The organism is Streptomyces monomycini (assembly GCF_022271435.1).
Lineage (GTDB): Bacteria > Actinomycetota > Actinomycetes > Streptomycetales > Streptomycetaceae > Streptomyces > Streptomyces monomycini.
In genome coordinates, this window is sequence record NZ_JAFIQY010000052.1 from 1 (window position 1) to 15,059 (window position 15,059).

15 protein-coding genes and 1 pseudogene are annotated in these 15,059 nt (G+C 72.0%); 6 read left to right on the plus strand and 10 right to left on the minus strand.

The genetic code is table 11. From position 1 onward, the window contains the following. Positions 1-258: 258 nt before the first annotated feature. Entirely contained in the window at positions 259-537 is a 279-nt protein-coding gene (locus JXZ78_RS35870) for a DUF6355 family natural product biosynthesis protein (protein WP_030018699.1), read from the minus strand. Between the two features lie 315 nt (positions 538-852). Here JXZ78_RS35870 and JXZ78_RS35875 point away from each other — a divergent pair, with 315 nt between their 5' ends. The 3 genes from JXZ78_RS35875 (at position 853) to JXZ78_RS35885 (ending at position 3,804) form a co-directional block, all read left to right on the plus strand. Continuing rightward, entirely contained in the window at positions 853-1,281 is a 429-nt protein-coding gene (locus JXZ78_RS35875) for a DUF4440 domain-containing protein (RefSeq protein ID WP_030018698.1), read from the plus strand. A gap of 225 nt (positions 1,282-1,506) precedes the next feature. Further along, entirely contained in the window at positions 1,507-2,862 is a 1,356-nt protein-coding gene (locus JXZ78_RS35880; protein WP_238783603.1) for a S1 family peptidase, read from the plus strand. Positions 2,863-3,180: 318 nt separating this feature from the next. Then, on the plus strand, positions 3,181-3,804 hold the full coding sequence (locus JXZ78_RS35885; protein WP_030018696.1) for a hypothetical protein: 624 nt from the start codon (positions 3,181-3,183) through the stop codon (positions 3,802-3,804). Here the strand turns inward: JXZ78_RS35885 and JXZ78_RS35890 are convergent. After that, the gene (locus JXZ78_RS35890; RefSeq protein WP_078624044.1) at positions 3,776-4,666 is read right to left on the minus strand and encodes an NAD(P)H-binding protein; all 891 of its coding nucleotides are present in this window, start codon (positions 4,664-4,666) and stop codon (positions 3,776-3,778) included. The two genes, JXZ78_RS35885 and JXZ78_RS35890, sit on opposite strands and share 29 nt — an antisense overlap. Before the next feature lie 115 nt (positions 4,667-4,781). On the opposite strand from JXZ78_RS35890, the gene JXZ78_RS35895 reads away from it, so the two are divergent. Then, positions 4,782-5,360 carry a TetR/AcrR family transcriptional regulator gene (locus tag JXZ78_RS35895; RefSeq protein WP_030018694.1) on the plus strand — a complete coding sequence of 193 codons (579 nt, stop codon included), beginning with the start codon at positions 4,782-4,784 and terminating at the stop codon, positions 5,358-5,360. Between the two features lie 54 nt (positions 5,361-5,414). Here JXZ78_RS35895 and JXZ78_RS35900 read toward each other — a convergent pair whose 3' ends face one another. The 5 genes and pseudogenes from JXZ78_RS35900 to JXZ78_RS35915 form a co-directional block, all read right to left on the minus strand. Continuing rightward, positions 5,415-6,770 carry a M20 metallopeptidase family protein gene (locus JXZ78_RS35900; RefSeq protein WP_238783604.1) on the minus strand — a complete coding sequence of 452 codons (1,356 nt, stop codon included), beginning with the start codon at positions 6,768-6,770 and terminating at the stop codon, positions 5,415-5,417. 135 nt (positions 6,771-6,905) lie between these two features. Beyond that, positions 6,906-8,204, minus strand: a complete 1,299-nt coding sequence (locus JXZ78_RS35905; RefSeq protein WP_030018692.1) for a benzoate/H(+) symporter BenE family transporter — start codon at positions 8,202-8,204, stop codon at positions 6,906-6,908. After that, entirely contained in the window at positions 8,201-8,356 is a 156-nt protein-coding gene (locus JXZ78_RS35910; RefSeq protein WP_238783605.1) for a PLP-dependent transferase, read from the minus strand. The genes JXZ78_RS35905 and JXZ78_RS35910 overlap by 4 nt, the downstream gene beginning before the upstream one ends. A gap of 49 nt (positions 8,357-8,405) precedes the next feature. Further along, positions 8,406-8,606: pseudogene (locus tag JXZ78_RS40515) on the minus strand (PLP-dependent transferase); the annotation flags it as partial. A 24-nt stretch (positions 8,607-8,630) separates the two neighbouring features. Beyond that, positions 8,631-10,907: an ATP-binding protein gene (locus JXZ78_RS35915; RefSeq protein ID WP_238783606.1), complete on the minus strand. Its 2,277-nt coding sequence runs from the start codon at positions 10,905-10,907 to the stop codon at positions 8,631-8,633. Positions 10,908-11,265: 358 nt separating this feature from the next. On the opposite strand from JXZ78_RS35915, the gene JXZ78_RS35920 reads away from it, so the two are divergent. Further along, a complete protein-coding gene (locus tag JXZ78_RS35920; protein WP_030018690.1) occupies positions 11,266-12,183 on the plus strand; it encodes an aminoglycoside phosphotransferase family protein in 918 nt (305 codons plus the stop codon). 48 nt (positions 12,184-12,231) lie between these two features. Then, positions 12,232-12,630: a hypothetical protein gene (locus tag JXZ78_RS35925; protein WP_157851491.1), complete on the plus strand. Its 399-nt coding sequence runs from the start codon at positions 12,232-12,234 to the stop codon at positions 12,628-12,630. Positions 12,631-12,725: 95 nt separating this feature from the next. On the opposite strand, the gene JXZ78_RS35930 is transcribed toward JXZ78_RS35925, so the two are convergent. The 3 genes from JXZ78_RS35930 to JXZ78_RS35940 form a co-directional block, all read right to left on the minus strand. Next, on the minus strand, positions 12,726-13,631 hold the full coding sequence (locus JXZ78_RS35930; protein WP_030018688.1) for a glycoside hydrolase family 19 protein: 906 nt from the start codon (positions 13,629-13,631) through the stop codon (positions 12,726-12,728). Between the two features lie 235 nt (positions 13,632-13,866). Then, positions 13,867-14,130: a hypothetical protein gene (locus tag JXZ78_RS35935; RefSeq protein ID WP_238783607.1), complete on the minus strand. Its 264-nt coding sequence runs from the start codon at positions 14,128-14,130 to the stop codon at positions 13,867-13,869. 106 nt (positions 14,131-14,236) lie between these two features. After that, positions 14,237-14,935, minus strand: a complete 699-nt coding sequence (locus JXZ78_RS35940) for a TNT domain-containing protein (RefSeq protein ID WP_030018686.1) — start codon at positions 14,933-14,935, stop codon at positions 14,237-14,239. Positions 14,936-15,059: the final 124 nt, after the last annotated feature.

Below are 15,059 nucleotides of genomic sequence, written 5' to 3' on the forward strand. Positions count from 1 at the left end.
TGGAAACCCTCCTCAGCGACCCCGCCCTGCGCGACCGCATGGGCGAGACGGCCCGCACCAACATCCAGCGCTACGCCACCGACGAGATCGTCCAGCGCTGGGAGAACCTCTTCACCTTCCTCCAACGATGAAGCGGTGAAGCACGCCAGAGGTTGATCAAAGGATGAACCGTCCCTCCTGGCAGCGGCCACCGGCCTGTCTTCGCGGTGGCCGCTGCCAGGGGCTCATCGGACCGTGCCGGTGGCCACTATGGACGGGTCAGCAGGTGCGCCCCACGTAGTGCGCGCCGTCGATCTTCCCGGAAGACCCGAGCCAGGTGACCCCGGGGCCCACACAACGCTCGTAGTTGGGGCCGAACACCTCCACTTCGATGATCACGCGTGAGCCGTCGCTCGTGCAGTGGTGGTAGTACGCGTCCCTCGAAGTCTCGTAGAAGCCGCAGGGGTTGGCGGACGCGCCGGGAGCGCCCGCGACGGACATGCCGAGCGCGAGGGCCGTGGCGCCGAGAGTCGCCAGCAGGGAACGGCGAAGGCTCATGTGCATGACTCCTTGTCGAGGTAGGAAGATGTCGACCTTCCGATGCCGGGCGGGAGTCGCCTCGGCACGTGGAGAGCGTCGCTTCGGCCCCCCGGGACCGTCAGGTCGTCTCACTCGTACGGGGATCGGAAACCACCGGTTCGAGTGCTGTGGTGGATTACGTGAGTTCGGCGGGAGCGGTGGCCGGTGGCTCAAGGGCGAACCTCTCCGTCCGGTACTAATCAAGCTTGACTAGTTGCTCCGTCGGGCGTACTTTCCTTCTGCGCGGCCACGTGGGGTGGGCGCGCGTCCGAGACCGATCGAGGGGAACCGCGCGTGACCTTTCTGCCCGACACCGGCTACGTACCGACCGACGAGGACCGTGCGAGCCTGGACGCCTGGTTCGCGGAGTACGACGCACGGAGCGCGAAGCGCGACGTCGCGCGCATGGCCGACATGGCCGTCTTCCCGCTCAACCTGGTGAGTGACGACTCGGCCGGCGACGGCCGTTCGGCGCAGTGGGACCGGGAGCAGTACGTCGCGACCATGACCCAGGTGATGGGCGAGGGGAACGAGGACATCACCTTCACCTCCACCCGGACGCCGGTCTTCCTCTCGCCCGCGATGGCCGTGGTCTTCACGGACTCGACCATGACCCAGGAGGGCCGGAGCCAGCAGCTGCGGTACGCCGACATCCTGATCCGGCGGGACGGGCAGTGGGCGTTCCAGACCATGATCCAGGGCGGCTGGGGCGACAACCTCTGAACCCCACGCGGTCGCCGGTACGGCGCGTGAGCGGGGCAGTGTAAGGGGGCGGCGCACCGGGCGGGCGGAATTCATCGCGTTGCGCGAAGCGCTGAGTCGGTGCCTCTGTGCCCTCCGTAGAACTGGGTGCCCACCGTGCACGGGGGCCACTGCGCCATCACGGCGTACGTCCCCGTGTGCTCCCCCGTGGCCCAGTTGGAGGTCGGAGAAGTGAGCCATCGATACGTGAGCGAGAGCCATCGGCATGTGAACAAGCGGACCGGCGTCCTCGTCGGCGGCGCGGCAACAGCCCTCGTGGCGGCGGCGATCGTGCTGCCGCAGGCCAATGCGAGCGCGGAACGGCCAGGGCCGCCGCGCAGCTTCTCCTCCGAGTCGGCCGCGCGGGTCGCCTCGTCGCTGAAGGCGGATCTCGGCGCCGACCGGACGGCGGGCTGGTACCTCGACGCCGGGCAGGGGCGGCTCGTGATGAACGTCCTGTCGGCGGACGACGCCGGGAAGGTCCAGGCGGAGGGTGCCGTGGCGCGCGTCGTACGCAACAGCACGAGCGAACTGCGCGCGGCAACGCGCGCCTTGCGTGACACCGCGGCCGTCCCCGGGACCGCGTGGTCCATCGACCCCAGGACCAACCAGGTCTCGGTCGTCGCCGACCGTACGGTCACCGGTGCGAAACTCGCCGCTCTCACCGAAGCAGTGGAGAAGGCGGGCGGCGGTGGCATGGCGAGGATCAAGCGGACGGCGGGGGAGTTCCGGCGGTATCACGGCGGGGGGAGTGCCGCGGGGGCGACGATGGACACCGGCGGTTCGGAGGGCTCGGGTGGCTCCGATGGCGGTTCGGACAGCTCCGGTGGCTCCGGTGGTGGCTCGGACGGTTCCGGTGGCTCCGACGGTGGAACGGCCGACTCCGGTGGCGGCTCGGCCGGAGAGAGCGGCGGAGGTACGGGAGCGCTGCCGGTCGGAGGCAGCGCCATCTTCGGGGGAAACGCGCGCTGTTCGCTCGGCTTCAACGTCACCGTTCAGGGTGCTCCGGCCTTTCTGACCGCGGGGCACTGCGGCAAGGGCAGCACGACCTGGACGGCCGACCAGGCGGGGGCGCAGCCGCTGGGTACGGTGGCCGACGCCCGGTTCCCCGAGAGCGACTTCGCCCTGGTGACCTACGACGATCCGGCCGCCCGCCCGGACAGCGCGGTCGACCTGCGGAACGGCGGCACTCAGCAGATATCCCGGGTGGCGGAGGCCGCCGTAGGGATGCCGGTGCAGCGGTCCGGCAGCACGACCGGGCTGTCGGAGGGGACCGTCACCGGCCTGGACGCGACGGTGAACTACGGCAACGGCGACATCGTCAACGGGCTGATCCAGACGGACGTGTGCGCCGAGCCCGGCGACAGCGGCGGTTCGATGTTCTCCGGCGACGCGGCCGTGGGACTGACCTCCGGCGGCAGCGGCGACTGCACGCAGGGCGGCGAGACCTTCTTCCAGCCGGTCACCACGGCACTCGAAGCGACCGGCGCCGAGATAGGAGCAGCCGGCGGCGGCAGCGAAGCAGACAGCGGCGGCGGCGGGGAGCGTTCGGCAGGACGGTAGTTCACCGCTCGTCTGGGCCGTCCGGTGCCGGGTACCTGGTCTGGAACCTCGGCTCGTCCGTCCGAGCCTCGGGGGACCTTATGGACGAAGGGCCCGTATCGGCCCACGGCGGCGTCTCGCCCGCACCGACCGTCACCCGACCAGCTTGCTGGTCCCTTCCCTGTTCGAAGCGGGAGTGGCGGGGCTCCTGGTCGGGCTCGGCTACCAGCCGCTGTCGTCGGTCGTGGACTCGCTGTGGGCGCCGGACCCGCGCCTGCCACCCTGGTTGATCGGTACGTGCTACGCCGTGCTGCTCTCCGGCGTGCTCGGCCTCGCGGTGTGGCGCTCCGTGGTGGAGGGCGGGCCGCCCGTACCTTCCCCTCGGCGGCCGCCACCGCGGGAATCCTGGCGGGACAGGTCCTGCTGCCGCTGGTGCTGTTCCACGTGCAGGTGGCGATCTGCGGCTGGAGCGACATCGAAGCGTGCTTCACCGAGCAGCTGCCCTTGCGGGAAGCCGTCGTCTTCGGCCGCTGGATGCTGCTGTGCGGTGTGTACGTCGCTCTGGCAGCCATGCTGATCTTCGTCGCCGTACTCGCCGTAGGCGCCCTCGTTCCCGTACGCCCCCTTCTCTCCGTACGGTCCCTCCTCCCGCGACGGACAGGTCCGGCGTCCCGTACGCGGGTCCGTCCGGAATCGGCGCTGGTGTCGGCGTTGGTGTCGGCGCTGCACTTCTGGTGGGCGGGGACCGTGACCCTGTTCGGGTCGAGCGACGATCCCGGGCTGGTGGCCCTCGCCGCCGCCGGGCGGGGGAGCCTGCTGGATGAGAACGACCTGAGTGTCGCGCAGGTCCTCACCGACGCCGAGGCGCACTGCCTGTACCGGTTCCAGTCCCGCGGCACCGCGCGCGAGCAGGTACTCCGTCCACCGCACCGGTTTACGCCAGTTCCTCCCGCGCGTACGTGAGGAAGCCGCGCGGCGGGCGGCCGGTGACGCGCTCGACGGTGTCGGTGGTGCGATCCTCGGAGCCTGCGGCGATAGACCGGTCCAGGTCGGCCAGCAGCGCGGCGAACTCTTCGGGGATGCCGGTGGCCAGGCGGTCGCGGAACTGCTCGTGACTGAGCCGCCGGTGGATCACCGGCCGCCCCGTCACGCGTGTCAGAACGGCGGCGACCGTGTCGTAACTCAGCGCTTCGGGGCCGGTGAGGACCAGGTCGGTGCAGGGGGCGCGCCGGTCGGTGAGGGCATGCGCGGCGACCGCCGCGATGTCGGCCGCGTCGACGAACCCGACACGGCCGTCGCCGGTCGCGGTCGCGATGACACCGTCCTCGCGGATGCTCCGCGCGTGCGCGTGCTCGCCGCCGAAGTTCTGCATGAACCACGACGGCCGCAGGACGGCCCACTCCTCGAACAGTCCTGGCAGCGCGTCGTGCACCTGGCCGACGGCAGGGCCGCCCCGGGCGATGGCGGAGGAGCTGAGCAGCACCACGCGCCGCACCCCGGCCGCACGGGCCCGTTCGAGGAAGGGCAGGACGACGGTGGCCGGGTCGCGGTCCCCGACGGGCGGTACGAGGTAGATGCCGTCCGCACCGTGCAGGGCTTCGGCGTGCGTGGCCGGGTCGTACCAGTCGAAACGGACGGGCCGGGCGCCGCCCACGGGTGTCGCACGGCGGCTCGCGGCCCGGACCTCGCAGCCGAGCGCGGCCAGCCGGGCCACGAGTCGGCCGCCGGTGGTGCCGGTGGCCCCGGTGACCAGGACGGTGCGGTGGGACTGGGACTGGGCCCGGGATTCGGACCCGGACGGGGAGTGGGATACGGAATCGGGCATGGACGGCCCCTTCCCCTACGATGTGGACCGTAGGTCCGTTTAGCTGGACGAGGGCAACCATACGGACCGGCAGTCCGCTTTGTAAACGGGTGCCGCGACGACCGAAGGAGAGACCGTGGCCGTACGCAAGGAGCGCGTGGACGCCGCACGCAACCGGGAGGCCGTACTCGCCGCCGCCGACGCCCTCTTCGCCCGCAGTGACAGCCCGCGCGGCGTGTCCATGGACGATGTCGCGGCCGCCGCCGGGGTCGGCAAGGGCACCCTCTTCCGCCGGTTCGGCGACCGCACCGGTCTGATCCGCGCCCTCGTCGAGGCGCGGATCGAACCGCTGCGCCAGGCCGTCGAGAGCGGCCCGGCGCCGCTCGGCCCCGCCACCCCGCCGTACGAACGGGTACCGGCGCTGCTCGACGCCGTCCTCGGCTTCAAGCTGGCCAACCGGCATCTGGCTCTCGCCCTGGAGGAAACCGGCAGCGGCAGCCCGTACCAGGCAGAGCACTACCAGTGGTGGCACGCCACCCTCCGGCAGACACTGGACGGCCTCCCCGGCCTTGCCGACAGCAGCTTCACCGCGCACGCCCTGCTGGCCGCCACCCGCGCCGACCTCGTCGAGCACCTGGCCGGTACGGAAGGCATGACGGCCGAAGGGATGCGGACGCACATCGCGGCGTACGCGAAGCAGGTGCTGGGCCAGTAACAGCAGTACTGGGGCAGCAGGGACCGCGCCGCGCGCTCCGCAGCCGTACCCCGCCTACGCCGTGAGGTAGGACAGGGCCACCGCGCCGTGCACGGCGGCGCCGACGGCGAGAGCCTGTTCGTCGTGCACGACCCGGCTGGAATGGTTGTCGGGAGCCTGGCCCGGGGGCTGCCCCGGCGGGCAGGCGCCGAGGAACGCCATGGCGCCGGGCACCCGTTCCAGGACGAAGGCGAAGTCCTCCGCGGCCATGATCGGGTGGGGCAGCAGCTGGACCTGCCCGGGACCGAGGAGATCCGTCGCCGCACGGGTGACGAGACCGGTGAAGCCGGGATCGTTGGCCACCACCGGCGTGACGTCCGGCAGTTCCACGTCGGCGGTCAGACCGTGCGCCGCCGCCACACCGTCCGCCACCCGGACGATGCCGTCCCGGACCTTCTTACGGGTGGCGTCGGACAGGGTGCGGAAGGTGCCGGTGATCTCCGCCGTGTCGGGGATGATGTTGGACGCTGTACCGGCGGTGACACGGGTGACGGTGAGGACCGCCGGTTCGAAGACATCGACCGTACGGGTCACCATCGTCTGCAGCGCCTGGACGATCTCGCAGGCCACCGGCACGGGATCGAGGCCCCGCTGCGGCGCGGCGGCGTGTGCGCCCCGGCCGTGGACGGTGATGGCCAGCATGTCGGCGGCGGCGGACTGCGGACCTGGCCGCAGATGGACGGTGCCGGACGGGTGCCGGGTGGTGATGTGCAGGGCGAACGCCGCGTCCACCGCGCTGCCGTCCGGCGTCTCCAGCACGCCTTCCTCGATCATCGGCTGCGCGCCCCCGCAGATCTCCTCCGCCGGCTGGAACATGAACACCACCCGGCCCGCCAGCCGTTCGCGGCGGGCGGCGAGCAGGTGGGCGGCGCCCAGCAGCATCGCGGTGTGCGTGTCGTGTCCGCAGGCGTGCATGACGCCCGGCGTGCGGGAGGCGAAGTCTAGCCCGGTCTCCTCGGTCTGCGGCAGGGCGTCCATGTCGGCACGGAGCAGGACCGTCCGCCCCGGCCGGGTGCCGGTCAGCGTGGCGGTGACGGAGGTGAGCCGGTCGCCCGTGGTGACGGTCAGGGGGAGGCCGGACAATTCACGGAGCACGGTCTGCTGGGTGCGGGGCAGCGCGGTCCCCAGTTCCGGTGCGCGGTGGATCTCGCGGCGTACGGCGGTGATCCGCGGCAGCAGCCGCCGGGCGTCCCGGAGGAGCGTGCCGCAGCGGGGGCCTCCCCCGGGCCCGCTACCGGTTCCCTCGGACCCGCTACCGTTCCGCTCGGGCCCGCTGCCGTCACCCGCCAGTCCACTGCTGTCTCCCTCGGGCCCGTTGCTCTCTCCCTCGGGTCCGCCGTAGTCCGTCCTGGGCCCGCCGTCGTCTCCCATGGGCCCATGATGAGATCGCGGCGGCCGTACGGCCAGAGGGCGCGCCCCGGTTCCGGCCGAAGAGCCGCGGGGGGCGGAACCGGACTCCGGCGGTGGTGCGCGAGCCGCCCGTACGGCCCGCGCACCACCCTCGGATCAGGCCGCGGAGGCCTGCCGGGGACGCAGCCTCGTCAGAACCAGGTGCGCCACGACACCGAACACCAGCCCCCAGAACGCCGAACCGATGCCCGCGATGGTCACCCCGGACGCGGTGGCGAGGAACGTGATCAGAGCCGCCTCGCGGTCCTTCTCCTCCTTGACCGCGGCGGTCAGGCCGCCGGCCAGGGCGCCGAAGAGCGCGACTCCGGCCACCGCGGCGACCAGTTCCTTGGGCAGCCCGGCGAACAGCACGACGAGCGTCGAGCCGGACGCGCCGATCAGGAGGTAGAAGAAGCCGCAGGAGACACCGGCCACGTACCGGCGGCGCGGGTCGCGGTGCGCCTCGGGACCGGTGCAGATCGCCGCGGTGATCGCGGCCAGGTTGATCGCGTGCGACCCGAACGGGGCCAGGGCCGTGGACGCCACCCCGGTCGAGCCGATGAGCAGCCGGTCGTCCGGCCGGTAGCCGGACGCGCTGAGCACGCCCATACCGGGGGCGTTCTGCGACGCCAGCGTGGCCAGGATCATCGGTACGGCGATGCCGATGAGCGAACCGGCCGAGAACGACGGCGTGGTGAACACCGGCTTGGCCAGCTCCACATGGTCGATGTGGATGTCCAGCCGCGAGGTGAGCGCGCTGAACAGCACACCGGCCGCCAGCGCCAGCAGTACCGCGTACCGCGCGATGAAGCGTTTGCCCAGCAGATAGGCCACCAGCACCGCACCGGCGATCCACGGCGCGGTCTTCAGCGACGTGAACACCCCGGTGCCGAAGGAGAACAGGATGCCCGCGAGCATCGCCGACACCACGGCCGTCGGTATCTGCCGCATCAGCCGCCCGAACACCCCCGTCAGCCCGACGAGCGTGATGACGAGCCCGGTGACGACGAAGGCGCCGACGGCCTCGGCGTACGAGTACGCGCCCAGGCTGGTGACCAGGAGCGCCGCGCCCGGGGTCGAGAAGGCCGTGATGACCGGCATCCGGGTGCGCAGGCTGAGTGCGACGCAGGTGACGCCGCTGCCGATGGATATGGCCCACACCCAGGAACTGGTCTGCCCCTGGTCCAGATGCCCGGCGTGGGCGGCCGCCAGCACGATGACCAGCGGCCCGGAGTACGACACGACGACGGCCACGAAGCCGGCCAGCACGGCCGACAGCGAGGCGTCGCGGAACAGCCCGGGCCGGGTCTCCGGCGAACCGTCCGGTGGTGCGCCCTCCGTGAGGGGGCCGGCCGGCGGCTCCGGCGGGGGAGGGGTGCCGGTCGGCTGGATGTTGCTCGTGGTGTCCGAACTCAACGGTCTTCCTTTGCGGCGCGTTCCAGTGCCTGCTCCAGGTCGGCCACGAGGTCGGCCGGATCTTCGAGCCCGATGGACAGGCGGATCATGTCCTTCGGGGAAGTGCTGCCCGGCCCCTCGAAGGTGTAGCGGTGTTCGACCAGACTTTCCACCCGCCAGGGACGTGGCACGGGTGAGGAGTTCGCAGTGCTGCGCCGTACGCGGGGACCGCTGCCAGCCCCCGCTGACGTGCAGGGACAGCATCCCACTGAAGCCCCCGCCCAACTGCCGGACCGCGATCTTGTGACCGGGATCGCTCGGCAGCCCCGGGTACGCGACCCGGCTGACGTGCACATGGTCGGCGACGTGGCCGCCCGGCGCCCGCGCGGTGGCCGATATCTGCCGCATCCGCGGGAAGAACATACGGATGCCGCGACGCCGTCCGGTCTATTCGTGCGGAAGGCCGTCGGGAGGACGGGCAGCGTTTTCCGGCGGCAGCGGCTCGCCTGACCCCGGCTCACCCGCCCGCTCCCGCACCCGCTCCCGCTCGATCAGCTCGGACAGCTGGACTTGCAGGCCCCTGGCCTCGCCCGACCGGTGCTGGCTCCGGTACAGCTCCAGCGCCTGCTCCCACGCCTCACGGGCCTGGCCGAACCGGCCCAGGGCGGCGTGCGCCTGGCCGATGCCGTGCAGCAGAACGGCTTCGTGGTAGGTGTTGCCGATGTCGCGCAGGAGGCCGAGGGCCTGCCGGCCGTGTTCCAGGACGTCGGCGTACCGGCCCGTGCACAGGCCCAGATAGGCGTAGATGCCCAGCGACAGCGCCTCACCGTTGCGGTTGCCGTGGCCGCGGTGCAGGAGCAGACCCTTCTCGCAGTAGGCCTGCGCCTGCTCGAAATGGCCCAACTGCGCGGAGTACCACGCCGACTGGTTGAAGCCGCGGGCCTCCCACTCCTGGTCCTCCACCGCCTGGAACAGGGCGAGGGAACGGGTGGCGTGCTCCAGCGCGGACCGGGCCTGCCCCTGCTGCCCCCAGGCCCAGGCGAGGACGCGGTGGGTGTGCGCCTGGCTCCGCACGTCGGCGGTACGTTCGGCGAGGTCGAGCGCCTGGTGGAGGCGGTCCATGGCCTCGGTGTGCCGGCCTGTCAGGGCGCACGCTTCGGCGAGGAGGCGCTGCGCCGGAGCCTGGGTCGCCTCGTCCCCCAGCTGCCGCGCGGCGGCCAGCCCGTCGCCCGCGACGGCGACCTGATGGGAGAGCAGCCCGCGCCGCCAGTGATAGGTGTGCAGCGTCGGCGCCAGCTGCCACACGGCCCGGTGCCACCGCTGTTCCACGGCCAGCCGCTGCGCGGCCATCAGACAGGGATGTTCGGCGTCCAGCCAGGCCAGCGCCCTGGTCTCGTCCGGCAGCGGCTGGGGACGGCAGCCCGGCCGGGGCGGGGCCGGCGCCACCGACTCGCGGTGCGGATCGAGGGCCTGGTCACCGGCGTAGGCCGTGTGCAGATAGAAGTCCACCAGCCGCCGCAGCGCGTCGTCACGGCTGTCCGCCGTCTGGTGGGCGTGGGCCTGTTCGGACGCGTAGAGGCGGATCAGGTCGTGCATCCGGTAGCGGGAGGGGGACGGCTGCGAGACCAGGTGCGCGGTCTCCAGCTCCCGCAGCAGCGCCCGGGTCCGGGGCACGGACAGCCCGGCGAGCGAGGCCGCGGCCGGCAGACCGATGTCCGGTCCCGGCGCCAGCCCCACCAGCCCGAGCAGGACGGCCGCCTCGGACGTCAGCGCGTCGTACGAGGACGAGAACGCCGCCCGCAGGTTCAGCGGGATCTCACCGGCGTCCAGCTCGTCGAGCCGGGTGGTGTGGTCGCGCAGTTCCTCGGCGAGCAGACGCAGCGGGAAGCCGGGGTGAGCGGTGGCGCGGGCGGCCACGATGCTCAGCGCCAGCGGCAGCCCGCCGCAGCACTCCAGGAACGCGTCCACCGCCTCCGGCTCGGCCGCGACCCGCGCATCACCCAGATGACCGGCCAGCAACTGGCGGGCCTCGGCCGCGGGGAGCACGTCCAGGTCCAGCGGGCGGGCGCCGTGGGTGGTGACCAGGCCGGCCAGCTGACGGCGGCTGGTCACCAGCACCGTACAGGCCGAATCGCCCGGCAGCAGCGGGGTCACGTGCGGGGTGTCGCGGGCGTTGTCCAGCACGATCAGCAGACGCCGGTCGGCGACCAGACTGCGGTACAGCCCCACCTGCGCGTCGAGGTCCGCCGGCATCCCGGCCGGGTCCACACCCAGGGCGCCGAGGAACCCGCGTACCGCTTCCGTCGCCGTCACCGGCTCGCCGACGGGCGTGAATCCCCGCAGATCGACGAAGAGCTGGCCGTCGGGGAACCGGTCGATGTGCTGGTGCGCCCAGTGCAGCGCGAGCCAGGTCTTCCCGATGCCCCCGGCGCCGCCGAGCGCGGAGATCATGAGCGTGGCGCCGGTCTCCGCCGCGTCGTCGAGCGCGGCCGTCAGCGCGGCCAGTTCACCGGCCCGGCCGGTGAACACCCGCGGCGCGGCGGGCAACTGGTGCGGCACCACCGGGCGCTCACGCCCGGCGTGCAGGTGGACCCCGCCGTGCACCACACCGGCCTGCACCACGTGGCCCTCGACCGGCGCGGACACCTCGTTGCGCACATCGCGTACATCGCGTACGTCCGCTCCGGGCAGCTCGCGGCCCTGGCTGTCCTGTTCCGTCGTCACCGCCTCCACCTTCCGACCCGGCACTCCGACCCAGCACTCCGGCCCGTCGAGTGTCCCGCGTAAGCGGAACCGGTGGCGGGAGCCGGGCACAGCTCCACTCCCGCGAGTGAAGATCGGTTCGACGGGCGGTCAGGACGGCCGCCGGCCGGGGGAAGACCGGCCGAAAGCGCCTCATCCCCGCGGGAGCCGCGCCACCTCGGCGTCGTACTGCCCGGCCGCGAAACGGAAGTCCGGCAGGTCCGGGCCGCCGGTGTCGTTCACCCATGGTCGGCAATGCCAAGCTTTGATGCCGATTTGTTTGGCGTCGCCTCGGAAAGCGTTTGACGTCGGTCGATGCGGGGCGGTCGGATGGCGCCCCATGAGTGCGGAGCAGAGGCAGCAGACGCATCACTCCCGGCAGCCCGTCGACGACCTCGTACGTCGGCTGATCGCGGGGCAGTTCCCCCGATGGGCGGGCCTGGCCGTGAAGCGGTTCCCGTCGGGCGGCACGGTCAACGCCGTGTACCGGCTCGGCGACGGCATGGTTGTCCGGCTGCCGCTGGGCGCGGGAGGGGCCGGGGACATACTGCTGGAGCGGGAGTGGCTGCCGCGCCTCGCGCACCGGTTACCCGTGGCCGTACCTGAAGTACTGGGAGCCGGTGAGCCTGCCGAGGGATATCCGTGGCCGTGGTCGGTGTACCGCTGGCTTCCGGGGGCGAACCCCGAGGAGGGGGCGCTGCGCGACCCCGTGCCGCTGGCCGGGGACCTGGCCGGGTTCGTGGCGGCGATGCGGAGCGTCACCCTGCCGGGCGCGCCGACGGCCCACCGGGGCGGGCCGGTCGCCGCGCTCGACGCGGCGACCAGGGCGGCGATCGAGGAACTGCGCGGCATCCCGGAGGAGGGTGTCGACTGCGACGCGGTGACCGCCGTCTGGGAGGACGCGCTGCGGGCCCCGGAAGAGGACGGGCCGCCGGTCTGGCTGCACGCCGATCTGATGCCGGGCAACCTGCTGGTGGACGGCGGCAGACTGTCGGCAGTGATCGATTTCGGGTGCACGGGCACGGGGGACCCGGCCTGTGACCTCTTCCCGGCGTGGAATCTGCTGCCGGCCGACGCCAGGAAGGTCTTCCGCGAGGCGCTCGACGTGGACGACGCGACCTTGCGCCGGGGCCGGGGACGCACCCTCTCCCAGGCGCTGATCGCGCTGCCGTACTACCGGCACACGAACCCGGCGATGGCGCACAACGCCCGTCATGTGATCCGGGCGGTGCTGGGGGAGGTGCTGGGGGAAGGGTGAGCGCCGGGGTGGCGCGGCCCGGCACCGTACGGGCTTCGGCTGTTGTACGTGCTGCCGCTGCTGTACGTGCTACCGCTGCCGTACGGGCTGTCGCCGTGGACGGCCTGGTTCGTCATGGCGGTCTTCCGTGGCCCGGGGAGACAATGCGGCATGACCGAACGCCGTACACCTTGGGACAGCGGGCTGCTGCCCGGCCCCGACGGGGTGCTGTCCGCGGCCCGCGAAGCGCGGATGCGCCGGCGAGGTGAGGAGCTTGCCCAGGACGGTGCCCTTGCTGTCGAGGAGACACGGGCGGCGATGGGTGAACTCCTGCTGGAGATCGGCCGCCTGAGCCGTCTGGTCGCCTTGATGGACGGGGACGCCGGGGACGACGGGGAGGACAACGGACCAGGGGCCGACGGGGACGGCCAGACCCCGGGCGCGCCGCTGCCGGACGGCCGCTGCTGAGCCCGGCCCCGGATCGCGCACCTCGACGGGTGACGACGATCCGGGGCCGGGCTGCCGCGTGCGGACTCAGTTGCTCAGCCCGCGGAGGCGGGGGGTCAGCAGGTCAGGTTGCCGCCCGTGGAGGTGCCCAGGATCTGGGTGAACTTTTTGAAATTGTTGACCCGGCTCTGGACCTGGCCGGGGTTGTTGCCGTTGCACTCCAGGCTGCCGTTGATGCTGCGGATCGTCTCGCCGAAGCCGCGGTCGTTGACGATTGCGTCGTGCGGCGTCATCGTGCCCGGGCCGCGCTGGGTGTTCCAGTACCAGAGGCCGGTCTTCCAGGCGACGGCCGAGTCCGTCTGGACCAGGTTCGGGTTGCGCAGCAGGTCGATGCCGAGCGCGTCGCCCGCCGCCTTGTAGTTGAAGTTCCAGCTGAGCTGGATCGGCCCGCGGCCGTAGTACGCCGCCTGGCCCGCCGGGCAGCCGTACGGCTGGTTGCGGTCACAGTAGTGCGGGTAGTTGGCGGTGTTCTGCTCCACGACGTGGACCAGGCCGCCCGTCTCGTGGCTGACGTTGGCGAGGAAGGCGGCGGCCTCGCGCTTCTTGATGGTGTCACTTCCGGTGTTGGCGAACCCGGGGTAGGCGCTCAGCGCGGCCTTCAGACCGTTGTACGTGTAGAACGGGTTTCTGTTCGGGAACATCTGGTTGAACTGCGCCTCGCTCACCACGAAGCCGGACGGGTTGGTGCCGCCGCCACAGTTGTACGGCTCCCAGAACCAGGTGCTGATGACCGGGTCGTAGCCCGGGTTGTCGTGCTTGGCGCGGTAGTACTGGCCGTTCGTGTACTTGACGATGTCTCCGGTGCGGTACGCCTTGCCGGCGGTCCAGATGGAGAAGTTGCAGCTCGCGGCGGGTGTCGCGGGGCCGGAGGAGGGTGCTGCCGTGGCTGTGGGCGCAGCGACGGTGAGGGTCGCGGCACAGGCGGCGGCGGAGAGCACGGCGGCTATACGCTGCTTGAGCAACATGTGATCACTCCTCAGTGCGGCAGGGCCGCGTTCGGTCGGCGACGGACGGTCCGGCGCACGACGAGGACCACGGACCGCGCTCCGGTTCGCAAGCGCGATCACAGGTTGGTTGGTACTCAACTCGCTTGGTCTGTACCAGTCAAGATGGCACAGGTCCAGATTCCGGATCGGACAACAAGCGGTCACCGGCTCGGGCGAAACGGGCAGGACGGACGCCCGACCGGTGGCGTGGTCAGGTCAGCAGGCGGAACAAGTGGGCGCAGGCCGCCGCCTCGGTCGGATGGCGGCTGATGACGTGCGGGGCGCCGCGTTCGTACGCGCCGGTCTCCCACGCGCCGTCCGGGGCCTGGCGCAGGAACAGGAAGTCCGGGGGCGTGGGGGCCGGTTCGTGCACCCCTTCGATGCGGTAGTGGCCGTCGGCGACCCCTGCCGCGCGCAGCGCGGTGCGCACCGCGCGCCGGTCCTGGGGAGCATCCATGCCCGTCGAGGAAGCCATGCTGGTCACTTCACCACGATGTTCCCGCGGTCGTGGCTTTGAAGTCGCCACGATGTTCCTGCCGTCGTGGCTCCCAGCCACCACGATGTTCCCGCCGCCACGGCGTTCAGGTGGCCACACGGGTGAGGAAGCCGTGCTCGACGAGCCACTTCACGTTCAGCCGCTGCCCCTGGCCCGGGTCCAGGAACACCGCGTCCAGTTTGATCTGCTGTCCGCCGCCGGGCTGCTCGAACCACGGGGCGATGCTGCCCTGCCACACCCAGAACGGCTTCGCGACCTTGTAGACGTGGTAGTCGCACGGCGCCGCGGGCTCGCGCGTGTTGAGGTTCTGCGGCGGCAGGGAGCGTTCGGCGTAGGCGTCGCCCGCCGGTGCCAGGAAGCCGCCGAACTCGGAGCCGAACCGGTCCAGCCGCTGGCCCGTGCGCAGCTTCGCGGGTTCCTTGTCGACCGTGCCGTTGACCTCGCCGAAACCGTCGTTGGGCGGGTATTTCCAGCCGCCCGTGTCCGCCGGCCCCGCCCAGTACTTCTTGAGGAAGGCCGGAGCCGGCAGCTTCCCGGTCCGCTGGTAGCCCTTGAGCAGCGGGCCCACGGGTGCCTGCTGCTTGCCGGGCAGCCACTTCGGGCCGAGCCGGGCGTCACCGTGGTACGCCCCCGTGCAGGGTTCGGGTTCGTGCCGCGAGGCCGCGACCGGTGCGGTGGCGGGCCGGTCGTCCGGCTGCGGCGCGGCGCTCGCGGCAGGCGCCGCCAGCAGACCGGCGGCGAGGCCGAGAGCGGCGCACAGGGTGCGTATGCGATGCGGGTTCATGCGGGGGTTCCTTCACACGCTGAAGATCCGTCAGGACGGTCCGCAGAGTAGACGTACCGTCCCGAAGCGTGTCATGCGCGCGTCGCCTTCCGGCCAGGGGCGGGCTCCTCCGCGCTGACCCGCC